At 72.2% G+C, this 24,091-nt stretch carries 10 protein-coding genes; 9 read left to right on the forward strand and 1 reads right to left on the reverse strand.

From position 1 onward, the window contains the following. The first annotated feature begins 567 nt into the window (after window positions 1-567). From ACFPM7_RS12445 to ACFPM7_RS12460, 4 genes are all read left to right on the forward strand, one after another. A complete protein-coding gene (locus ACFPM7_RS12445; protein ID WP_378247266.1) occupies window positions 568-12,867 on the forward strand; it encodes a DnaJ domain-containing protein in 12,300 nt (4,099 codons plus the stop codon). Beyond that, on the forward strand, window positions 12,857-14,080 hold the full coding sequence (locus tag ACFPM7_RS12450) for a YrhB domain-containing protein (protein ID WP_378247268.1): 1,224 nt from the start codon (window positions 12,857-12,859) through the stop codon (window positions 14,078-14,080). The genes ACFPM7_RS12445 and ACFPM7_RS12450 overlap by 11 nt, the downstream gene beginning before the upstream one ends. Window positions 14,081-14,183: 103 nt before the next feature. After that, on the forward strand, window positions 14,184-15,611 hold the full coding sequence (locus ACFPM7_RS12455; protein WP_378247270.1) for a hypothetical protein: 1,428 nt from the start codon (window positions 14,184-14,186) through the stop codon (window positions 15,609-15,611). Then, window positions 15,598-16,128 (forward strand): type VII secretion system-associated protein, encoded by a 531-nt coding sequence (locus ACFPM7_RS12460; protein ID WP_378247272.1) that lies wholly within the window; start codon window positions 15,598-15,600, stop codon window positions 16,126-16,128. The genes ACFPM7_RS12455 and ACFPM7_RS12460 overlap by 14 nt, the downstream gene beginning before the upstream one ends. A 54-nt stretch (window positions 16,129-16,182) precedes the next feature. On the opposite strand, the gene ACFPM7_RS12465 is transcribed toward ACFPM7_RS12460, so the two are convergent. Continuing rightward, complete coding sequence (locus ACFPM7_RS12465) at window positions 16,183-17,952, reverse strand: hypothetical protein (protein WP_378247274.1); 1,770 nt, start codon at window positions 17,950-17,952, stop codon at window positions 16,183-16,185. 370 nt (window positions 17,953-18,322) lie between these two features. On the opposite strand from ACFPM7_RS12465, the gene ACFPM7_RS12470 reads away from it, so the two are divergent. From ACFPM7_RS12470 to ACFPM7_RS12490, 5 genes are all read left to right on the forward strand, one after another. Then, entirely contained in the window at window positions 18,323-19,555 is a 1,233-nt protein-coding gene (locus tag ACFPM7_RS12470) for a branched-chain amino acid ABC transporter substrate-binding protein (RefSeq protein WP_378247276.1), read from the forward strand. 84 nt (window positions 19,556-19,639) lie between these two features. Next, window positions 19,640-20,566 carry a branched-chain amino acid ABC transporter permease gene (locus ACFPM7_RS12475; RefSeq protein ID WP_378247278.1) on the forward strand — a complete coding sequence of 309 codons (927 nt, stop codon included), beginning with the start codon at window positions 19,640-19,642 and terminating at the stop codon, window positions 20,564-20,566. After that, window positions 20,566-22,305, forward strand: coding sequence for a branched-chain amino acid ABC transporter permease (locus ACFPM7_RS12480; RefSeq protein WP_378247280.1), 1,740 nt, complete (start codon window positions 20,566-20,568; stop codon window positions 22,303-22,305). Before ACFPM7_RS12475 ends, ACFPM7_RS12480 begins: the two co-directional genes overlap by 1 nt. Further along, window positions 22,302-23,192, forward strand: coding sequence for an ABC transporter ATP-binding protein (locus ACFPM7_RS12485; protein ID WP_378247282.1), 891 nt, complete (start codon window positions 22,302-22,304; stop codon window positions 23,190-23,192). Before ACFPM7_RS12480 ends, ACFPM7_RS12485 begins: the two co-directional genes overlap by 4 nt. Further along, window positions 23,189-23,902 carry an ABC transporter ATP-binding protein gene (locus ACFPM7_RS12490; RefSeq protein WP_378247284.1) on the forward strand — a complete coding sequence of 238 codons (714 nt, stop codon included), beginning with the start codon at window positions 23,189-23,191 and terminating at the stop codon, window positions 23,900-23,902. The genes ACFPM7_RS12485 and ACFPM7_RS12490 overlap by 4 nt, the downstream gene beginning before the upstream one ends. Window positions 23,903-24,091 lie beyond the last annotated feature (189 nt).

The following is a 24,091-nucleotide window of genomic DNA, read 5'->3' on the forward strand; positions in this document are numbered from 1 at the left end:
CCCACACTCCAGCCCACTCCCACCTCCCAGACTCCCACCCCCACCTCTCAGACCTCCACCCCCCAGACACCCACCCGAACCGACACCTCGACCACCACCCAGCAGCCCACCCCGGCCCCACGCACCGAAACAGCCGCTCCGCGCATCGAAAAGTCGGTCCAAGACCGCTTCGCCGCCCTGATGGAGAAGTCCTCCGACCGCTCCTTCATCGACCGCATGACCGAAAAGCCCCTCACCCACTCCACAGACCGCCCCACCCCCCCTCCCGAGCGCTCCACCCCACCCGCCGAGCGCACAGCCACCACTTCCGACCGCTACACCCCTGCCCCAGAGCGCCCGACGACATCGACCGACCGTTCGACCCCAACCCCCGAGCGTTCAACCACCAGCGCCGACCGCTCACCCACCTCGACCGAGCGGCCCGCCCCGACCGAGCGCGCGACCACCGGCGATCGCTCCACCTCCCTCGAAAAGCCCGCCCCCGAAAAGCCCGTCCCCGCCAAAGCCACCACCCCCACCCCTGTCCCCGAGCGTCCCGCTCCGGAGAGGCTCACCTCTGAGCGTCCGGTGACCGAGCGTCCCGCTCCGGAGAGGTCCACCTCTGAGCGACCTGCCCCCGAGCGCCCCGCCGAGAAGGTCGCCAAGCCGTCCCCGGCCCCCGTCAAGCTCCACCCCAAGCCCGAAGAAGTCCTCGCCGCCCCCGTCCCCCACCTCACCCCCGACCTCCTCCCCCCAACCCCGCGCCCCCCGACCCCCACGACCCCCTTCCCCCGGGTGGACACCACCTGGACCACCCGCCGCGACGGCGCCACCCCCACCCGCTTCACCTCGGAGCGCTTCGACCCCCACAGCAAGGACGGCGGTCTCCACACGGCCGACGGCCAGGTGTCCGGCAGGATCACCCAGATCCGCTACGACCTCCGCCACTTCGAGGTCGCCCCCGGCAAGTGGGTGGTCGAGTTCACCGTCCCCCTGGACCTCGTCTCCCCAGACGGCTCCGTCGACGCCAAGGCCCGCCGCGGCCTGGCCGATGAACTCCAGGCCGAGCTGGACAAGCACTTCAACCACAAGCACACCTGGCCCGGCAAGGGCCAGTTCCAGGGCAGCCAGGTCCACTTCACCGTCGACGCCGCCACCCCCAACGGCGTCACCCGCGGCTGGGACGCCGACCCGAAGGCCAACGTCCCCGTCGAGATCCGCGCCGGGGACGGCAAGGTCAACCAGGTCCAGTGGGACGCCGCCGCGCCCGTCGGCAGCAGGCTGCACGAGTACTTCCACTTCCTGGGCCTCGGCGAGGGCTACACCGACCCGGATCTGCTCTTCAACCGCCCCACGGGACGCGGCGGCATCATGGGGGACATCGCGCACAAGGTGCTCACCGCCGAGCAGCTCGGGCTGATCGCCACGCTGCACGAGCAGTCGCGGCCGGTCGCCTCCCACTCGCTCGCCGACGAGGCCCGCCCCGCCCCCGCTCCCGCCGCGGCGGGCCCGCTGGTCTCCAGCATCGCCTCGGACGGCCCGTACACCGCCCAGCACAGCCCGGCCAACGCCCCCAAGCCCGATCCGGACAACCCCCCGCGCGGCGGACCGGAGGAGCACGAGCTGCGGACGCTGCCCCCGCGCGGCGAGCCCACCGCGGACCTGAACATTCCCGAGTATGTGCGGGACAACCGCGGCGCCGGGGCCTCGGAGCAGAAGTCGGTGCTCGTCGGAGCCGACATCAAGGGCGGTATCGCCCGCGATGTGCCCGCCCTGCGCGAACACCCGATGCTTCAGCGCATCCAGGACGAGGTCTCCACGAACGTCCTGTCCTTCCTCAACGAGAGCCAGCGCCCGCCCTTCCGCGTGGTCGACGGCAAGAACGTCTACGAGGTGCGTCCGCGCACCCGTCCGCTGTGGGACAAGGCCGAGTTCGTCGACCCCGACGCCGCGCCGGGTGAGGTCAAGTCCAAGACGGACAACAAGACCTGGTCCAACAACACCGCGGGCGCCAAGCGCGACGGCAGCCTCAACGTCCAGGCGTCCTACTCGGCGACGCCGCCGCTGGTGGTGGCCGCGAAGGTCGGGGTGCCCGGCGCGCCGTCGCTGAGCCACGACGTCACCGGTCAGCTGAAGACGACGCAGTCGACCGAGGCCGAGACCACCGGGATGCGCACGGTGAAGGTGCCGGTCGAGGTCACCTACACGGTCCTGGACGCCGACGGCCGCACCGTCGCCGAGATCACCCCCGGGTCCGAGCGCGCCATCACCGGCACCGCCGAGATCGCGGTGCCGCCTGGCTTCACCCGCGCCGACCCCGACGCGGGCCCGGTCCCGGTGACCGCGCTGCCGAAGGCCCCCGCCGTCGAGGAGCTGCACTCGATTCCCGGCACGCGCGGCGGCTTCTTCGAGCAGACCGCCAGGGACCTGCCCAAGCGCGTCACCGAGATCCGCTCCACCGGGCGCGGCGACCTGCAGGAGTTCCTCAGCGACGGCAACATCTGGGCCAACTGGCACAAGATGGCCGTGACCGACGCCCAGCTCAAGGTGGACCCCGACGCCGGTTGGGTGCGCTCCAAGCCCCTGGTCAAGGGGCCGGAGAGCGGCAGCTGGTCGCACAAGGCGAGCATGGTCGAGATGCGGGCCATCGCGCGCACGGTCGAGGTCATCCAGACGCTGCCGGACGCGAAGTCCACCGCGCACCGCTTCGTCAAGGACACCCTCACCACCTCCGACTCCACCTCCCGCGGCGTCGACGGCACCGTGACGGTGGTGGCCGGCGCCGACATCGCCGGCGTCGTCCACGCGGGCATCGGACCGGCCCTCGGCGCGTCGGCGACCAAGTCGCACACCATGCAGCACAGCGACAAGTCGCTGCACAAGACCTCGCTCACCAAGGAAGGCGAGGCCGTCCGCTACCGCACCGAGCACGTGCTCCAGGTGCGCCCGTTCGGCGGCGCGGTCAAGACCCTCGACGGCATCATCGAGACCTTCCAGTCGACCTCCCGGGACAAGGCCGCCGACGCGGGCCTCGTCCCGCCGAAGCCCGACCCGACCCCGATCACCCCGGACCCGTCGACCCCCAAGCCCGGCAACCAGGGCCCCGCCACCCCCCAACCGACCACCCAGGACCCGACCACCCAGAGCCAGCCCACCCAGAACCAGTCCACCCCGACCCCGTCGGACCCCGAAGGCTCGACCAGGCCCACGCCCGAGGCCGACGAACAGCCCGTGCGCTACCCGCCCGCGCACATCGTCTCCGGCCACTCCATCGGCGGCGCGGTCGTCGACGACTTCCGCGGCGGCGAAGCCCTCTACCGCGCCGTCGCCGACACCCTGCGCACCCTGCCCGGCCACAAGTGGTACCACCTGACCCGCAGCGACTACGTGCTGGAGTTCGGCGACGCCAAGCTCACCAGCAAGTACTCCCGCGGCCTCAAGGCGAGCATCGAGCGGCTCCTCGGACGCGGCGACCAGCTCAAGAAGGACCTCTCCGGCGAGCACCTCTCCGAGCTGGTCGACACCATGCTCACCGACCGCGGGCTGTCGTTCACCGTCTCCCCCAAGCAGGCGACGTTCCAGGACTACGTCACCACGGTCACCCTCAAGGCCACCATGGACCAGGTCCGCGGTCTGGGCACGCCCGAGGACTTCACCCACGTCACCGACGCCAAGGCCAAGCAGAACTCCAAGCTCACCGACGAGAAGACGCTGAAGCTCGACGCGGGCATCCGACCGCGGGTCTGGCACCCGTTCAGCACGACAGGGCACTCCCACAACGGCAACCTCAACATCACCAAGAGCAAGGCCTGGACGCACACCGACGAACTCTCCGGCAAGAGCCACGAGGGCACCGTCCGCACCCACGGCGACTCCGTCGGCGAGGACGGCACGGTAGGTCAGCAGAAGATGTGGCCGTTCGGCGCGCGCCTGACCATCACCCCCGAGGTGCAGTCCTACGTCCGCACCAGCCCGCTGCTGCGCAAGATCACCATCGGCGGCCACGGCAGCTCGGTGCCGACCCTGGTGGAGGTCAAGGGCTCCGGGGACCTCAAGTCCCACGACGTGCAGCTGCGGGTGCTGGTGCCGGAGGTGCTGACCAGCGACACCGCGCCCGAGGCGCTGGCCCGAGTGCGCCCCACCGACGTGCGCACCATGGATCACGTGCCCAGGCCCAACGAGCTGGTCCGCAAGGCGCCGCACGCCCTCGACGGGCTCGACATCGTCGCCGTGCTCGGCACCGACCACATCGGCAACGCCGTCGACGAGCGGGCCTTCACCGCCTCCGGCGACCCGATCGACGCGCTCGGCCCCGACGGCAAGGCCGCCTTCCCGCGCGGCGGGTCGCGCGCCACCGAGGCCCAGTTGACCCCGGACGGGCTGCGCCGCAGCGGCACCCCGTTCGAGCCGATCGAGGTGCACCGCGACTGGCAGCGGCGCAGGCGCGACCTCAGCGTCGACACCACCGTGCTGCTCACCCCGAAGAACCCGGAGCCGGTCACGGCCCTGGAGTACCAGTCGATCGAGAAGACCTACGGCGGCGGCTCGGGCATCAGCAAGGGCGACAAGACCGCGTCGTCGGTCGGCGTCGAGGTCGGCAACACCGTGGTGCCGGTGGGCGCGGCGGGCGGCAACAGCGGCACCGTGGTGCGCTTCCGCGCGCTGGCGGGCGGCTCCGTCACGCCGGTCGACCTGCGGTGGGGCAAGGGCGGCACGGCCGACATCGGCTCGTCCACCGAGGCGACGGTGAAGGGCGCGGTCCCGGTCAAGGAGACGCTGGTGTGGGTGGACGTCGCCACCGACGTCGTCTCCGAGGCCAAGTACCAGGGCAACATCGACAAGGCGGGCTGGTTCGACGGCAAGGAGCCCGGCCGCTCGGGCACCAGCTTCACGCTGCCGAAGTCCATGCTGGTGTGGGCCACCGACGCGCAGATCGCGGCCATGCGCGGCGAGCCGCAGGACGGGCCGGTCCAGGGGCCGCCGTCCATGCCCGCGCCGGAGTCGGTCGTCGGCGGCAAGGGCGTCTCGCTCGGGCTGGGCGCGGTGACCTCGGTGGTCGACGTGCGCGACCGCATGCCGCACCTGCACCGCAGGCTGGCCGAGTCGCTCGGCGAGCAGGCCGCCGACGCGCTGCTGCCCAAGTCCAAGCACGACGCCAAGCACGACAACCACGGCATGGTCGACCGGTTCCTGGCCAACGTGAACCGGGCGGCGGGCATCGCGCTCAACGGCGGCCAGATCGCGCCGCTGCGCGAGGAGATCGGCCGCTGGCAGGGCAAGACCTACTACCTGACCGTCGGCGCGGACTTCGTGGACGCGCCTCGGTTCACCGGGATCGAGCACGTCGACAAGCTCGCCACGGCGGACTCGCTGTCGATGTCCACCGGCAAGTCGACCAGCTCGGGGCACACCGTCGGCAGCGTCGAGGCGCTGTTCCGGCCCGGGGTCAACATCAGCGGCAAGGGCGACCCGGGCGCCGCCACCTCGCGCACCGGCCACGGCCCCGCGTCGGGGAACCTGCAGACCGGCGGGGCCGCCGGGGTCTCGCTCTCCCGCAACGACGCCGAGCGCTCCGACTCCCTCGGCCACAGCCACAAGCAGACGGCCGAGACCTCCGGCCCGGTCGCCTCCTACACCGGGAAGATCCAGCTGGACCTGCGCATCGAGCGCGGCTACGGGCTCGACGAGAACGGCGTGGAGACCGCGAGCCAGCCCGTGGCCCGCGACCAGGCGGCCATCCGCGACGTCACGCTGCTGAAGCTGCCCGAGGAGTCCTTCCCCGCCCCCAAGGGCGAGCGCTTCGGCGAGGACGGCCCCGAGGCCTGGACCGAGGACAGGCCCCGCCCGAAGAAGGTCACCCCCGAGCAGCTGGCCGAGTGGCGCACCGAGCCTGGCCACGTCGCGCTGCTGGAGCCGGGGGCGGACAAGCCCGACGGCCTCGGCTACGAGCGCGGCGACTTCATCGCCGAGCACTACCTCGGCGACATGACAGCGTTCCGCGAGCGGGCCGAGCTGGCGGTGTCGCGCGCGCCCGGCGGCGTCGTGGACTCGCGCACCGTCGCCGACCTCAAGGCCGCGCTCACCCTGCCCGCGGTCAAGGCCGGTCTGCCGGAGATGATGCGCGGCGGCTTCACCGTGCCGCTGAAGGACTTCGACCTGGAGGTGCACGCCCGCCTGCCCGAGGAGCAGCGGCTGTCCTCGGTCAGCGCCGCCGTCGAGATCGAGGCCAAGTCCGACGCCCAGCACAAGAGCACCTACACCGCCAAGTCCGGGCACAGCGCCGAGACCTCGGCGGTGCCGCTGCTGGGCGGGGCCGGGGTCGGCCACCCCGGCGGCGCCAACGACCTCGGCGAGGGCAGGCGCAACTTCGGCTCGCACTTCGCCAGCACCCAGACCAACAGCCTGCCCACCGGCAAGCACGAGAGCGTGCTGTCGGGGGAGCAGTACCGCTCGCGGCCCAAGGACAAGGTCCCCGGCCTGCCGGGGACGTCGGCGGAGAAGAGCAAGATCACCCAGGTCGACCTGCATGACGTCGAGTTCCGCTTCGTGGCCAAGCCCAAGCCGGGCCTGTTCTCCCGCTCCGGCGCCGGGGTCGCCGACCTTCCGGTCACCGACGCCTTCGCCATCCGCCACCGCCCCGACGCCACCCGCCCGCTGCCGGAGTCGCTGACCGACGCCGCCACCGCCCTCGCCGACGCGGGCAAGGCGTGGACCGCCGCCGAGAAGGCCGTCGAGGCCCAGCAGCTCCAGCAGGGCAAGGGCAAGGAGCCCGAGGACGCCTCCCCTGCGACCAAGCGCGACGAGGCCGAGGCCACCTACCACGAGGCCCGCCGCGTCTACGACGAGCAGATCGTCGCCGCCCGCGCCGAGACCCCCATCCACCAGGCCGCCCGCACCGCCGAGCAGGCCGCCGCCACCGCCGCGAAGGAGGCCGCCCGCGCCGAACAGGCCGCCGCGGCGGCCACCCGCGCGGGGGACGCCGCCGCCACGGCCGAACGCGAGGGCAGGCCCGCCGCCGCCGAGCAGGCCCGCACCCAGCGCGCCGAGCACGAAGCCACCGCCCACCGCGCCGCCCAAGCCGCCCGCGACGCCGCAGCCAAGGCCGCCGACGCGGTCCGCGCCATCGAGGACACCCGCCGCCCGGCCATCATGGACGCCCGCCACGGCGCCCAGCGCCACGCCGCCGAGATCCCCGCCCTGGCCACCCCCGACCGCGACACCGCCACCCCATCCGCGGCCACCCGCACCGGAACCGACCTCGATGGCTCCCCGGCCACCCGCAAGCCGACTTTCGCCCTGGAAACCATGCGCGCCGCCGCCCGCATGGGCGTCAACGCCGCCCACCGCGCCACCGCCGCCGCCCAGCGCGCCCAGGACTCCGCCCACACCGCCACCCGCCACGACCCCGAGCCCCCACCCAGCCGCACCACACCCGACCCCACCCCCCGCTCCTCCGCCCCTCGCCCCGCTGCCCCCCGCTCCGTCGCCGACGTCGGCGGCTTCTGGTCCGAGAACACCCCCGAGACCCGCCCTTCCCACTCCCGGTCCACGGACGTCGGCCCCCAGGCCGCTCCCGAGGTCCGTTCCGTTGAGTCCTCACGGTCGACTGGTGTCCGTTTCGAGGACACTGCGGAGACCCGCTCTTCTGGCTCTCGTTCCGAGCCCACCCCGCAGCGCCCCGACCCCACCCCGGAGCCGTCCACCCGGCAGGACCGGATCACCGGAACCGGCAGCGGCCCCGAGGCCACCGGCGCCCACCCCATCGACCCCTCACCCAACCGCGTCTCACTGGGCACCTTCGCCACCAAGGCCGACGCCGAGGGCTACGTCCGCGAGCACTACCCCCTCATCCCCAAGGTCAACAAGCAGCACTTCGACAGCGACACCCCCGGCCACCGCACCAACTGCGCCGCCGCCGCCATCCAGACCATCAACACCATCCGCGACGGCAAGGCCCACCAGGCGGGCCCGAGCGCCCCGGTCAAGACCGAGGACGTCGAGCGCGCCGTCGGCGCCCGCTTCCGCAAGGTCGACGACTTCGACATGATCGACTGGATCATGTCCCGTCCCGACGTCCCGATCGGGTCGCAGGCGCTGGTCTTCCTCAACCAGGAGGACCGCAACGGCCACTACATCTCCGTGCACAAGAAGCCCGAAGGCGGTGACCGCTTCCGCGTCGTCTACCTCGACGGCCAGGACGGGCTGCTCGCAGACCTCGGCACGAAGCCCTCCGAGATCGGCCTGATGCAGCTGCCCGGGGTGGTGCGGCCGCTGCCGGTCCACGCCCTGGAGCCGCCCGCCGACGGTCGGGCCGCGGCGGGGCCGGCGCCGTCCAAGCCGGTCTCGCAGGACGATCTGCCGCCGGGCACCGTGGTCGCGGCCAGCGCGCTCAGCGAAGCGCAGCGCGCGCAGTTGGAGCGCCACGGCGCGAACACGGTCGTGGCGAAGGCGGGCGGCTTCCGGGAGCTGTCGAACTTCATCGACGCCATCAAGCGCAGCCTGGACGCCGATTCGCCCAAGGAGTTCGCGCGCATCACCGGCAAGCTCGCCGAGATCGACAAGAAGATGACGTTCTCCCGCAACACGATCGCCGAGAAGGCGGGCGTCCGGGTGCACCTGCTCAGGGAGGACGGCTCCTGGTCCTCCTACGGTCCCCGGAGCGGCAGGCCGGTGCACCTGGTGAACCTCTCCAGCGAGGACGCCCCCCGCTACGCGGCCACCACCCAGGTCGTCCACCTCGGCAGGCCCGGCATCGTCTACCCGGGCCCCACCAAGACCATGGCCGACGGCAAGCCGCACGTGGAGCACCGCGGCGAGTTCGAGGTGGAGACCATCAAGGGTGAGCACTACGTGCGCGTGTACACCGCGGTGTACGACGTCGCCGAGCCCGGTTCCAACTACAAGGAGGTCCACCAGGACCGCAAGGGCCACGTCACCCCGCAGGTCCCCCTCAACAAGGACCGCAAGCCCGGGTCGCTGTGGGTGGGCGGTGGCAGGCCGTTGCGCGCCGTGCAGTGGGTGTCGAAGTACGAGCGCCAGCAGGTCCAGGAGCGCATCGACGCCGCCGCCCAGGGCAAGGCCGGGCCGTCGTCCTCGGTTGCCCCGCTGCTGCGCTCCTACCTGGTCCCGTTGGCGGTGTACCAGAAGGCGAGCGAGGACGCGAGGGGCGAGCACATCGCGGACAAGGACACCTCGCAGATGGTGGACCCCACGGGCGAGTCCAACCAGTTCGGGATGCGCGGAGACGGCCGCGACTCCCTCCAGGAGCACGCGCTGGACTGGTCCCTGGTCACCTACGTCCCGTTGGGCACCGAATCGCACCCCAGGCCGAACCTGTCCGGCCGCGTCGAGTCCATCGGCGACCTCTACAACCGGCTGGGCATCGGCGAGGACTTCGACTCCACCGCTTTGGGCCACCTCAACGACCCGTGGTTCAGCTGGGCGCGGCAGACCGACGGCACGCAGGTCTTCAAGGGGTTCAACAACAGCGCCCCCGCCCTGCGCGGGATCGGCAACCGCCTGATGACCGCCCACGCCCTGTGGCAGGCGCAGAAGTCGGGCGCGGAATCGATGGACGCCTTCCACACGCGTCAGGAACTGGGGCCCGGCGAAACGGAGACAGCGCCGCCGAAGCAGCCCACCGACGCGGACCTGAACACCTTCGTCAACACCTACACGCCCGCCGCCGAGAACCTCAACGCCGTCACCGACGCCATCCGCACCCAGCTCGGAGCGTCGGTGACCGCCGTGGCGACCGCGCCGATCCCGGCGGTGTGGGGCAATGTGCGGGTGGCGATCGGCGAGGCGTTCGCCGCTCTGGGCAAGGACAAGGCTTTCCTCAAGGAGATCAACGGCGTCTTCAAGGTGGTGCCCGGCGCACCGGAGCCGAAGGCGCCGGGCACCTTCGCCGAGCTGCGTGCCCTGGTGGCCAACGGCACCGCCGACGGTCGGACGTGGCAGGAGGCGGTGACCGAGCCCGTCGCCCGCAAGTTCACCGAGAGGATCCTCGCCGACAAGCGCTTCGAGATCCTGGACACGACCAACCTGGCCGACCCCCTGCGCACCGGCATCCAGGGGATGCTCGACACCTTCTTCGGCGACATCACCGCGGGCACGCCGAACGCCACCCTCCTGGAGGGCGCGAGCACAACCGCCAACCAGCAGACCTGGATGGACCGCGCCCGCGTCCAGGCGGTCATCGACCAGGTCGGCGAGCGCATCGGCCACCGGGACCACAGCCCGCTGCCCAAGACCGCGCTCGCGGTCGACCCGGTGAAACTCGCCGAGTACTTCCAGGAAACCCTCATGAAGGACGTGCGCAAAGCCACCGTCGACAAGGTCCTCTCCCAGAACCTGGTCGACGTCGCCCCCGACGCGCAGCGCACGATGTTCCGGGACAAGATCGGCACCAAGATCGCGGACTCGCTGCGGAAGCTGATCAAGCCGGGCAACGGCCCTCTCGGCCTCGTCGAGCCGGCCGCGGTGAAGCGGCTGGCCGCCGACGTCAGCGCCGCCGTCGCGGGCCGCGTCAACGCTGTGATCGACAACGCGCCGCTCCGCCTCATCACCCGCGACGAACTCGACCCGGTCATGACGACGACGGTGCCCCGCTTCGCCACCATCGCCTACCTCGGCGCGCTGAACTCGATGGACGCCGACCGCAACAAGTTCGACCTCGACACCAGGACCAGCGACCTCGACCCGTACCCCAACGAGTTCGGTCGCTGGCGCGTCGAGCACACGCTCGGCTACACCCAGAAGGGCGACCCGGAGGTGTTCGCCAAGCACCGTGAGGTCGGCGACGACCTCAAGAGGACCATCAACGACGTGCTGGCGAAACCGAAGCACGACCACTCGGCGGCTTACCGCGTCGTAGAGCAGCTGATCACCGCGCTTGACGACGGGGTGACCCGGGAGCACGAGGGAATCCGGCGCAAGTTCAACGAGATGATCAAGGAGCACAACGGCTCGGCGATCAACCGCGCCGAGGGCGAGAAGGGCGAGCCGCTCTTCCACGAGCACGCGCAGATGGTGTTGAACCAGTACTTCCAGCTGACCAGGAACGACGACGAGAGCAAGCGGTTCATCTCCCGCGAGGCACTGGCGAAGGCGATCCTGTTCCACGACATGGACAAGGTCAACTCCAAGAACCTCTACGGCGACAGCAAAGCCGCCCACGACGCCGAGCCCGAGCACCGCGGCGCGGTCACCGCGATGAACAGGCACGAGGGCCTGTGGTCGAGCAAGCGGGAGTTCGGCATCGCCAAGGCGATCGTGGACGCCGACCCAATCGGGCTCTACCTGCGCCACCGGGAGGACAAGAAGGGGCAGCAGAAGGGGCACGACGTCACCGAGGCCTACAAGTTCATTCGCAGAGTGGCCCACCAGTGGGGCCCACCGGTCGACCCCTCGGCCACCGAGGACGGCCCGAAGACCACCACTGTCACCGAACAGAAACTGAAGAAGCTCGCCGGGGCCAGCGCACTGGAGCTGACGAAGCTCACCGGGGTCTCCGCACGGGACGTGAAGAACTTCTTCACCGAGGTCGAGCAGTACTTCCAGGCGGACTTCTCCTCCTACTCCACCGAAGCGCGCTACGTGAACCCGCAGCGGCCGGACGAGGGCGTCGTGCCGGGGAGGAAGTCCGGGTTCAGCGGGCTCAGGCGCGTCGATTCCGATGATCCCGAGAAGCAGAACCATCCCGACGAGACCGGCGCGTTCGTCTTCGCCGAAGGGGGGCGCCGCTACGACTACCTCACCTACTCCAGCGACAACTCGGACTACCACTCCAAAATGGAGAAGCTGCGCGAGCTGTTCGAGCGGGACATCCGCGCCGAGGACGGCATGCCCCCGCTGAGCGGTGAAGGCGGCGTGTCGGGCATCGGCGGGTCGCGGTTGCCCGCGGTGTTCCAGGGCCGCGACGGGCAGGGGGCGAGCGTGCGCTTCAGCCGGGACGACGTCGTCGAGTCCGACCTGGGCCGCGGGATCGCCTTCGACCGGCTGGAGCGGGTGCGTGCCTGGGCCGAGGACGCCGGGCGGTTCGTGCCCCGGCCCTCGGTCGTGCGCACCGACGATGACGACGAGATCGACATCGACGCGCTGCTGGACACAGCCTTCCCCCAGCCCGACCCGACGCCGCCTTCGCTGGAGGCGATCACCGTCGCGGCGCGGGTCGAGGGGGAGCGGTTCGCGCTGCCGGTGGAGTCCGCCGACGGCGACGCCGATGTCCTGGTCCGGCCGCCGGTGTTCGCCGAGGTGCTGGCCTCCAGCCCGGCGTTCCAGCGCAGGTACGACCAGGCCCAAGCCCCCTCGGTGCGGCTGGTCTCGCCGACCGGCGCGGACACCGCGGCAGCGGAGGCCCGGCTCGCTGACGCGCTCGGCGACCTCGGCTACCCGCTCCAGCAGGCCGCGCCCAGCGCGCCCACCGCCGACACCGGGCAGCACGGCTGGTGGTCGGGCGACTCCGAGGCGGGCGCCGACGCCTGGCAGCAGGACCCCCAGCCCGATCCTACGCGCCCAGACCAGGCTCAGTCTGACCAGACGCAGCCCGAGGACGAGTACGCGAAGGAGGTCCGCAGGCTGGACGAGACCGACCCCCGCGACCTCTACCGGGTCCTCGGTCTCCCGCCCACCGCCACCGAGGCCGAGATCAGGGCCGCCTTCGACCGCCTCGCCCACCTCATGCACCCGGCCCTGCACCCGGACGACCCGCGCGCCGCCGAGCGCTACAGGAACATCTACGACGCCTTCATGGCGCTGTCCAACCCGCACTCGCGCGCGGGCTACGACGCGCACCTGCGGCACCTGGCGCAGGCGGGCCTGCCCTGGCCGCCGATAGGGTCAGACCACGGGCATCTCGCCGTGAGGGGAGGCAGCGGTGGCATCTGACGAGGCTCTGCGCACGGCCGCGGGCTGGCTGGAGCGTGCCTACGGCGGCTTGGTCGTCCCAGCCGGGCAGCCGGTCATCGAGACCGCCCACGCCTGGCTGGTGCCCAGCGCCTACGCCGACCCGACCGCCCCCGGCGCGCTGCTCGCCGCCACCGTCACCGTCCCCAAGGACGGCGGCGACCCGTACCCGGCCTCCACCGCCGACCCGCTCGCCGACCTGGGGGCCGACGGCTGGCAGTGGCGGGTCAACGCCCGCGGCTGCCTCGTCGCCACCGACGCCGCTGTCGGCGGCCACCCCGCCTCGGCCCTGCCCTGGCACCCGCAGGACGAGCGGCCCGGCTGGTGGGACCGCATGCTCGCCCGCTACTTCCCGGACGCCGAGGTCGCCGAGTGCGCCACCTGGGACGAAGCGGCCTCAGCCATCGCCGGGGGAGGCCCCGGCACCCACGGCGCGCTGTGGCTGCGCAGGCGCGTCGACGGCGTCGAGGTCACCGGCCACCTGCTCTACGCCCAGCACGTCAACGGCATCGCGGTCTTCATCGACGGCCAGCGCGGCGAGCTGGCCCGCCTGGACGACGCCGAGGTCGGCTCCCTGACCCTGGCCCGCTTCCACCGCGCGCCCGTCCCGTTCGCCCCGCCGATGGCCGCCGCCCCCGACTTCCCGTCGGCCACCGCCAAGGCCACCGCCTGGTTGAACGCCTGGCATCGCGGCGCGGTGGTCCTGGTCGACCCCGACGAGTCCGACGAACTGCGCCGCGGCTGGCTCTTCGCCTGCACCTCGGCCCGCCACGCCGCCACCGGCGACTGGCGCGACCAGATGCTCGACGCCGCCCTGGTGGTCCCCAAGGCCGAGGGCGAGGAGCCCTTCACCCTCCCCAACGACGACCCGTGGTCCTATCTGCGCGCCTGGGACGCCGGAGCCACCGATCTCCCGGAACCCCCCGAGCCCAGCGGCCCCGACTGGTTCGCCGCCACCGCGGGCGAGGCCGCCACCAGCACCCACCGCACCTGGACCGAGGCCATGGCCGCGCTGTCCGCCCTGCCGCGGGCTCTGGTCTGGGTCCGGCGCGCCGACGACCGCGGTCGCGAAACCGTCGGCACCCTCCTGGTGGCCGTCCGCGACGCCGACGAGGTCACCCTCATCGCCGCCCACGGCGGCGCCGCGGTCATCGACCCCGACCCGCTGGCCGTGCACGTGATCGCCGTCGCCTGAGCTTCGTGAGGGGAACTCCGGCGATGTCGCGTCGCCGGAGCCCCCCGCCCGCCGGGCGCCCCTCCGCCGTGTGATCGTCGCGGTGGATCGAAAGGGGAGCCCGATGGCCCTGCTGAGCAGACTCCGCGCCCGTGTCGGCGCCCGTGTCGCCCGGACGAGGATCGGCGCCGCGCTGGTCGTGCACCCGGTCGACGGGATCTCCGATGAGGCCGGCGCGCTCGCCGGGGCGCTGCCCGCGGACCCGCACCACGACCTGGTCGTGATGGACCTGCCCGCCGTGTCCCCGATCGAGGTGTGGCAGGCGTTCGCCGGGGTCCTGCCGCGCGGGCGCGGGCCGGTCAGGGTCGTGCCGGGCAGGGCGGGCAGCGACATCCCGCCCTACGCGTGGCAGTGGCTCGCCGACCGGTCGAACAGGCCGGTGACCGCGCCCTACGGGGTGGCTTTGCACCTGGCGGGCGCGGTTTTCGTCCCGGGGGAAGGCGCCTGGGTCGACTTCGGCAAGGAGACCGCGCCGAGGTGGGCGGGCAAGCGGTTCCCGGCTCCCGCCTGGGAGTCCGTCGAACTCGGGCGGACCAGGACGGTCGGACTGCGCGGGGTGGCCGAGCCGCTGCCCGCGGGCGTGTGGCTGCGCCCCGACGTCGCCCCCGACGCGCTCGCCCCCGCGCGTGACCGGCTCACCATGACGCTCCCGCGGCTGCGCGACACACCCATCGTCGCGCTCGGCGCGCGGGATGCCGTGGACCTCACCGTCGCCGAGGTCGCGGCGTTCTGGCGGACCCTGCCCGCCGACGCCGCGGCGGCGGTGAGGTTCACCCGCTACGGGGCGCTCAGCCCGGCCGACGACGCCGCCTTCGGCCAGGAGCTGGCCAACGCCGTCGGCGCGGAGGTGTGCGTCTACACCGGAGTCCCGGTCGCGGGGGATGTGCTGGCGCTGCGCCAGGACGGCTCGCTCGGCGCGCGCGTGTTCGCCCAGGCCTACGCCTACCGGCCGGGCGGTCTGCCCGTGGGCAGGCTGGCCGCCCACCGCGCGCCCGCGCCCGGTCTGTCCGAGGTGGCCGCCGGGGTCTACTGGTACGCCCCCGACGTCGTGGTGGAGGTCGTCCGCGCGGGCCTGTGGGTCCGCCCTGCCGAGCAGACCGGCGACCCCGCCGGCGTCCGCGCCGCGCCGCTGGACCCGATGCACACGCTGCTGGTGCACGAGTCGAGCGATCCAGCGCGGGCCGAGCGCCTGCGCGACGCCGCCGTCGGCGTGATGAACCTGCTCGACGAGTCGACCCTGCCCCAGTCCCGGCTCATCGCCAGCACGGTGCTGGCCGGCACGCACCGCCGGGTCCTGGCCGCGAAGCCCGCGCCGGAGCCCGCTGTCCCTGAACTGCAGGCGCTCCACCAGCAGGCGCTCCACCAGCCAGCGCCCGAGCAGCACGCCGCCGACGACGAGACCGACCTGCCCTGGCTCTCGCGTCTGATGGAGACCGTCTCCATCCCGTTCCCCGCCGCCGCCTCCGAGGAGGCCGTCCATGGCCTCCGCTGAGCAGGGCGGCCTCATCTTCCTGGTCGACAACGAGTGGCGGCCGGAGGAGGAGGGCCAGAACCCGCCGATCACCGCGATGCTCGGCGCGTGGCGGGTCTCCGCCGACGGCTTCCGGGGCCGCTTCCAGCCCAACCCGCTCTACCTGCCGTCCACACCGGACTCCCCGCCGGACCCGGTCGACGCCGTGCTGCGCAAGCTCGCCTCCGGCGAGTTCGACCCCGAGCACCTGCCCGAGGTCCTCGCCGAGGTCAGGTACGGCATCGCGCTGGACGAGCGCGGGGTCGCCGTCGTCCGCCCCGCCCCGGACGGCACCCCCGCCGTCCTGGTCACCACCGCCTACGCCCACCGCGACCGGGTGGACGCCGCCCGCTGGCGCGACGTCACCCTGGTCCAGCTGGCCGACGCCCTCCCCGCGACCGGCGTCCACGTCCTGGTGAACCCGGGCGCCCCGCACTCGCTGCTGGTGCTCGCCGATTCGATCCGCAAAGCCGCCGCCGACCACGCCGTGCTCCGGTAGCGCGTTCCCGTCGAGGAGATCACTAGAGAAACTCCAGTGGGATCACCAGACATTTCACCTCACAGTGAAGCGCGTCAGCGTCGACGCCGACGCCGAGGCGCCCACCGCGGTGGTCTCCAGGACGTGCTCGCCGCGCGCGAGACCCGCCAGCGCCAGCGCGACCGCGTACGTCCCGCCCGCCGAGGGCCCGTCGAGCGCCGTGGGCACGGCGGCCACCAGCAGGCCGTCCAGCCGCAGCTCGAAGCCGTGCACGCCCGCCACCGCGCCGGAGTCCCACTGGGCCTCGGCGGCATCGATGCGCACCTCCAGCACGAGCCTTCCCTCGGCGGGGGCGACGGCGTGCGGCAGGGGTCTGCCCGCGGAGTCGCCCAGGACCAGCTCGGCGCGGGGGAGCGCGTCGGCGACGGCGGCCGGGGCGCGCGGTGCGGGCGGGCGGAACGCGGCCTCGGCGACCGGGGTGATCTCCAGGTAGGACTCGATGACCGTCGCGCCGCCCGCGGGGCGCGCGGACCGCAGGACGAACGGGCTCAGCGCCGCCGTGGCGCGCCCGAGGACCGCGGCGGGGACGTCGGCGCCGACCGTGGCCAGCGCGCCGGGACCGGGCGTCACGGGGGCGGCCAGGCGGGCGGGCATCCGGTGGCGCCCCAGCTGGACGGTCAGCGCGGCCGGGTCGAGGCCCGGGGGCGCCGACACCGTGGCGACGACCCTGGCCGAGGCCGCCATGGCCAGCGGGTGCCCGGCGACGCCCAGGTCCGGCGCGTCGGTCGTCGGCCCGAGCACCTGCCTGGTCGCGGTGTAGACCGGCACCTCGTAGACCGGGGGCACCCGCGCGGCGGGCCCGCTGAAGCCCGCCCCCGCCAGGTGCACCCTGGCCCGCCTGCCGTGCGGGCCGGACACGCTGATGAGCGGGTACGCCTCGCTCCAGCGCGGGGCGGGCGGCCCGGTCGCCACCACCGCGCCGTCCACGCGCATGACCACCCCGCCGGGCCCGACCTCCACCTCCAGCAGGTGCAACACCCCGGCTCCGCGCTCGGCGACCCGCCCTGGCCGCCCGCCGGGGGAGATCCGGGCCGAGGTGCCGCTCAGCTCGGCGCGCACCCCCGGCGGTTCCTCGCCGACGCGGTCGGCGGGCCCCGGCACGAGGTCGACGGCCAGCCGTCCGCCCGGCCCCGCCGCGTCGGTCAGCACCGCCACCCGGCCCGCGCCGCCCATCAGCCGCATCGGCGCTCGGGGACGCAGCACGGCCACGTCGCCGCCGCAGCCCAGCTCCACCACCGCGCCCGCCCGCCCCGGCGACCGCGCGCCGATCTCCACGCAGCCCCGGTACCCCGACAGGTGCCACAGCGAGCCCGGCGCGTCGGCCCGCAGCGAGCCGTCGCCGCCGAAGGCGTCGTACAGGCCGGTCAGCCCGCCGCGCCAGAGTTCGCCAGAGGGGGCGGCGCCGAGCACCTCCACCGGCGCGGAGCGGCGTCCGTGGCCGTCCACCGCGCGCACCGAGATCACCGCGCCGTCGGCCACCCCGTCGAGCTGGACCTCCTCGGCCGCGACCAGCCGGGCGCCGCCCGGCCAGCGCACCTCGTAGCCGGGTGCGGACCCGGTCCAGGCGACTCGCTGCCAGGTCGGGCCCGCCGTGACCCGCACGTCCCCCGGCGGACGCGGCGCGGCGCCGGGCTCGGGCAGCACGACGGAGTCAGCGGCGTAGCGGCTGACCCGCTCCGGCGGCGGCCCGTCGACCCCCGGCCCCGGGTCGCGCAGCGCCAGGACGGCCCCGGCGAGCACTGCCGCGCCCACCGCGGCGGCCACCAGCCGCCGGCGCACCGTCATTCGATCAGCGTAGGACGCATCGGGTGAGATCGTCACTCCGCGTACCCGACTCTCCGGGAGAAGGCCTGCGCCGAACGGCCCTCCCGACCTCCCGGCATACGGTTGTCGTAGGGCACACGAATGGCCCTGGGCGGGCGCACCCGTGCAGGTCACCGACAATTGTTAAGCGTGAATATCGCGCGCGCGACGTGCTGTTCGCCGACCGGACGCCGCTGGTCACTTTCGTTGCAGTCTGGTCACGAGCAGCGCAGGGGCGTGACTACAGCCTGTTCTGTGATTACTTTCCGCCCCAACCCTCCAACAGATATGAGGGATGGGTTCGGCATGCTCTACCCACATCGCCCGAACTCAAGCGGAGAAGGGACATCACGTGCGAAACCAGACGGTGAAGGCCGCGGTGCTGGTCACCGGCGCGTTGTTGCTCGCAGCCTGTGGCACCAACAAGACCGAGGAGCCCGGCACCGGCGGCGGCGGCGGCCAGGCGTGTGACACCAGCAAGGGCACCCTGGTCATCGGCGTCATCGCGCCGCAGTCCGGTGGTCTGTCAGCTCTCGGGCTCGGCATCAAGAACTCCGCGGAGCTCGCCGCCGAGCAGGCCAACGAGAAGTGCACGGTCAAGGGCTACAAGATCGCGGTCCAGACCGAGGACGACCAGGCCACCGCCCAGGTCGGCGGCCAGGCGGCCACCCGCCTCGCGTCCAACCCCGAGGTCGTCGGCGTCGTGGGGACGCTGAACTCCTCGGTCGCCCAGACCGTGCAGCCGATCCTCGCCGGCAAGAAGATCCTCATGGTCTCGCCCGCGAACACCAACCCGTCGCTGACCCAGGGCGCGGACTACGCGACCGCCCCCAAGCGGGCGTTCGAGAACTACTTCCGCGTCTGCGCCACCGACGCCCTGCAGGGCCCCTTCGCGGCCGACTACATGGTCAACACCGCGGGCAAGAAGTCGATCGCCATCATCACCGACGGCAAGACCTACGGTGAGGGCCTGGCGGCCGAGTTCAAGAAGCAGGCCGAGAAGCTCGGCGCCAAGATCGTCGCCACCGCCAAGGTCGGCGAGCGCGAGACCGACTTCTCCTCGGCCATCACCTCCATCCGCGGCGCCAACCCGGACGCGGTCTACTACGGCGGTGAGTACCCGCAGGCCGGCCCGCTGTCCAAGCAGCTCAAGGACAACGGCCTGGACATCCCGCTGATGGGCGGCGACGGCATCTACGACGACCGCTTCATCGAGCTGGGCGGCAAGGACGGCGACCTGGCCACTTCGGTCGGCGCCCCGACCGACCAGCTGGACAGCGCGAAGGCGTTCGTCGACGCGTACACCGCCAAGCAGTACAAGGACGGCTTCTCGGCCTACGGCGCGTTCTCCTACGACGCGACCAACGTCATCATCGCCGGTCTGGCCACGGCCATCGGCGACGGCGAGTGGGCCGAGGACAAGCGCCAGCCCCTGATCGACGCCACCAAGACCTACTCGGCCCAGGGCGCGACCGGCGAGGTCAAGTTCGACGAGTTCGGCGACAGCACCAACAAGCTGCTGACCGTGTACAAGGTCTCCGGCGGCAAGTGGGCCGCTGACAAGACCGGCACCTTCACCGGCTGACGGACCCCGGTCATTCCGGTCCCTGAGTGACGAAGCGGCGGGGGCAGGCGCACCAGCCTGCCCCCGCCGCGCACGGAGGTAGAAGTGGCCACGCTGCTACAGCAGCTGTTGAACGGCCTGGTGTTCGGCGCGGCGATCGCGCTCATCGCACTCGGCTACACGATGGTGTACGGCATCATCCAGCTCATCAACTTCGCCCACGGCGAGGTTTTCATGGTCGGCGCGTTCTCGGCGCTCGCGACCTACACCCTGCTCCCGGAAGGGCTTCGGGACCACTGGTACATCCTGCTCCCCCTGATGACGCTCGGCGGCGCGCTCGTCGCGGTCGTGCTCGCGGTCATCATGGAACGGTTCGCCTATCGACCATTGAGGAACGCGCCAAGACTCGCGCCGCTGATCACAGCGCTGGGCGTCTCGGTGATCCTCAAGGAGGCGGTCCGGCTGTTCTACCCCGGCGCGACCGCGGCCCTGCCCTTCCCCCGGGTCTTCCCGGACTTCCGCCTCCAGTTCTCCGTCGGTGACGGCGTCGTCGTGATCGGTTCGACGGCGATCCTGATCATCGTGGTCTCGGTGGTCGGCGCGATCGTCCTGCAGACCTACATCTCGCGCTCCCGCATGGGCCGCGCGATGCGGGCCACCGCTCAGGACCGCGACACCGCCCGGCTGATGGGCGTCAACCCGAACCGCACCATCGTGGTGACGTTCGTGCTCGGCGCGGCCCTCGCCGGGCTGGCGGGCACGCTCTACGGCACCCACCTCACCGCGATCGACACCGAACTCGGCTTCATGTACGGCATCTTCGCCTTCACCGCCGCGGTGCTCGGCGGCATCGGCTCCATCAAGGGCGCCGTGGTCGGCGGGTTCGTCATCGGCCTGATCAAGACCCTGTCCGGCCAGTACCTGCCCGGCGGCATCGCGTACGACCTCGTGTGGATCTTCGCGTTGCTGATCCTGGTCCTGGTGTTCCGCCCGCAGGGCCTGTTCGGCGAGCCGGAAAGGGTGCGTGCCTGATGTCCGACACCACCACTGCCACCGCCACCGCGGTCAGGGCGGAGACCCCGCCCGCACCCGTGTGGCAGGCCCCCGCGGCCAAGCCGATGCTGATCGCGGGCGGCGTGCTCGCGATCATCGCGGCGCTGCTGCCGTGGGCGACATTCGTCCTCAACAGCGGGGCCTACCCCGACAAGGCGACGCTCCAGTTCTTCGACGCGCCGTACCTGGTCACCGGCTTCCGCCTCTACACGGCCCTGATGGGCATCGCGGTACTCGCCTTCGTGTTCGCCCCGCTGCCCGGCCCGAAGCGCTCGTCGCGGGCGCTGGGCTGGGGCATCACCGGCGTCGCGGTGATCAACCTGCTGTTCATCTCCATCGAGGGCGGCGGGCTCGGGGCGATCACCGCCGCCGAGGGCACCTTCGCCTTCGGTTCCCTCGTCGCCCTCGCCGCGGGCGCCTTGGTGCTCGCCGCCACGCTGCCCGGCCCGGTCGAGCCGGTGCCCACCTGGTCGCTGAAGCTGCCCACGGGCATGGTCTACGGCCTGCTGCTGGTCATGTTCGCCGGCCTGCTGCTCCTGGTGGCCTGGACGCTGACCGCGGGCGGGCAGGGCGGCGTCAGCAACCCCTACGCGGGCGCGGAGTTCCTGTCCGTGCTCGCCGTGATCGCCGGCACCGTCGGCGTCGTGCACGCCACCGGCCTCGGCAAGTGGATGTCGGCGCTGTCCGACCAGCACAAGGTGTTCAGCGTCGTCGTGCTGCTGATCGCCGCGCTGGCGCTGCCGCTGACCGAGGCGGGCAACGCCTACTGGATGACGACCGCGGCCAACGTCGGCGTGTACGCCGCCACGGCCATCGGCCTCAACATCGTCGTCGGCCTCGCCGGTCTGCTCGACATCGGTTACGTGGCGTTCCTCGGCATCGGCGCGTTCGTCGCGGCGAACTTCTCCGGCGCGGTGGCCGCCACCGCGTTCGACGTGGAGCTGCCGTTCCTCGTGGTCGTGGTGATCGCCGCGATCGTGGCGGGCATCTTCGGCGCGATCGTCGGCTCGCCGACACTGCGGGTCCGCGGCGACTACCTGGCGATCGTCACCCTGGCCTTCGGCGAGATCTTCAAGAAGGCCGCCCAGAACGACATCGGCGGCCTGACCGGCGGCGCCAACGCCATCCCCGGCGTGCCGCCGATCAACTGGTTCGGCCTGTCCTTCGACGAGTCGCTGACCATCGGCCCGCTGGAGCTGCCCTCGGGCGTGCTCTACTACGTGCTGATCGTCATCATGGTCGCGCTGGTCATGGTCGTCTTCGCCAACCTCAAGCACGCCAGGATCGGGCGGGCCTGGATCGCCATCCGCGAGGACGAGGACGCCGCGCGGGCCATGGGCATCAAGACCGGCCAGACCAAGATCCTCGCCTTCCTCATCGGCGCGATGCTGGCGGGTGTCGCGGGCGCGGTCTTCGCCCACAAGACCTCGACGGTGGCCTACGACAGCTTCCAGTTCCTGGAATCGGTGACACTGCTGGCCGCGGTCATCCTCGGCGGCATGGGCTCGATTCCGGGCGCGGTGCTGGGCGCGTCGCTGCTGCTGGTGCTTCCGGAGAAGCTGCGCGAGTTCTCCGAGTACCGGCTGCTGCTCTTCGGCGTGGCACTGGTGCTGATCATGCGGTTCCGGCCGCAGGGCCTGGTGCCAGACGCACACCGCAAGGCGGAACTGGCCAAGGACTCCTCGGACGACGCGACCACGGCGGAGGGAGCCCGATGAGCGCCGCGACCCAGACCACCGGCAAGCCGGTGCTCGTCGCCGACGACGTCACCATGATCTTCGGTGGCCTCACCGCCCTCAACCAGGTCAGCCTCACCCTGCACGAGGGCCAGATCCTGGGCCTCATCGGGCCCAACGGCGCGGGCAAGACCACCTTCTTCAACTGCCTGACCGGGCTGTACACCCCCACCAAGGGCACCGTCCGGCTGAGCGGGAAGACGCTGCCCAACGACCCGGCCAAGGTGACCGTGGCGGGCATGGCCCGCACGTTCCAGAACATCCGGCTGTTCCCCAGCATGAGCGCGCTGGAGAACGTCATGGTGGGACGGCACGCGCGGATGAAGCAGGGGCCCATCGCCTCGCTGTTCCACGGCCCGTCGTTCAAGGCGGGGGAGAAGGCCGCCCGCGACCGCAGCCGTGAGCTGCTGCGCTTCGTCGGCCTGTCCAACGTGGACGACGAGCTGGCCCGCAACCTGCCCTACGGCGACCAGCGCAGGCTGGAGATCGCCCGCGCCCTGGCCACCGACCCGGCCGTGCTCCTGCTCGACGAGCCCACCGCGGGCATGAACCCGCAGGAGACCGAGGCGACCCGGCAGCTGATCCTGTCCATCCGGGACCAGGGCATCGCCGTCGTCGTCATCGAGCACGACATCAAGTTCATCTTCTCCCTGTGCGACCACGTGTCCGTGCTGGTGCAGGGCGAACTGCTGGTGGAGGGCGCGCCCGAGGTCGTCCGGGCCGACCCGCGGGTCATCGAGGCCTACCTGGGCAAGCCGCCGGAGGAGGTGCACGCCGACGTCCTGGCCTACGTTGAAGAGGTCGGCCACACCGAGCAGACCGCGGTGATGAAGCCGGTGACCGACCAGCGCGAGGGAGGACAGGCATGAGCGCCATGCTCGAAGTGCAGAACCTCAGCGTCGCCTACGGCGCCATCGAGGCGGTCAGGGACGTGACGTTCACCGTCGAGGAGGGACAGATCGTCTCCCTCATCGGCAGCAACGGCGCGGGCAAGACGACCACCCTGCGCACGATCTCCGGCCTGCTCAAGCCCAAGTCCGGCAAGATCCTGTTCGAGGGCGCGGCCATCGACAGCTGGCAGGCGCACACCATCCTGGAGCGCGGCATCGCCCACTGCCCGGAGGGCCGCAGGCTCTTCGGCCGCATGACCGTGGAGGAGAACCTCCAGCTCGGCGCCTACGTCCGCAAGGACACCGGCGTCGAGAAGGACATGCAGCGGGTGTACGAGCTCTTCGAGGTCCTCGGCAAGCGCCGCCACGAGAAGGCGGGCCTGTTCTCCGGCGGCGAGCAGCAGATGCTCGCCATCGGCCGGGCCATCATGTCGCGCCCCCGCCTGCTCATGCTCGACGAGCCCTCGATGGGCCTCTCGCCGATCATGACCCAGGTCATCTTCAACACCATCTCGGAACTGAAGTCCCAGGGCACCACCATCCTGCTGGTCGAGCAGAACGCCCTGGCGGCCCTGGCCCTGTCCGACCGCGGCTACGTGGTCGACCTGGGCCGCACCACGCTCGAAGGCCCCGGCCACGAACTCCTGGCCGACGAGCGAGTCCGCGCCGCCTACCTCGGCGAGGACTGACTCCAGGCACACCGCAGACGGGCCCCGCGACGTGTCGCGGGGCCCGTTTCGCGTTCATCCGCTGGGTCAACGCCGGGCCGCGTTTCGCACGAGTGCCGGGGTGGCTCAAGGCCCACTGGCGGCAGCGACCTTCCGCCGCCCGCCTGCGCACCGCCGAGCACGCCGGACACGACGAGATCCGGGCATGGT

This window comes from Actinokineospora guangxiensis (genome assembly GCF_042657845.1).
GTDB classification, from domain to species: domain Bacteria; phylum Actinomycetota; class Actinomycetes; order Mycobacteriales; family Pseudonocardiaceae; genus Actinokineospora; species Actinokineospora guangxiensis.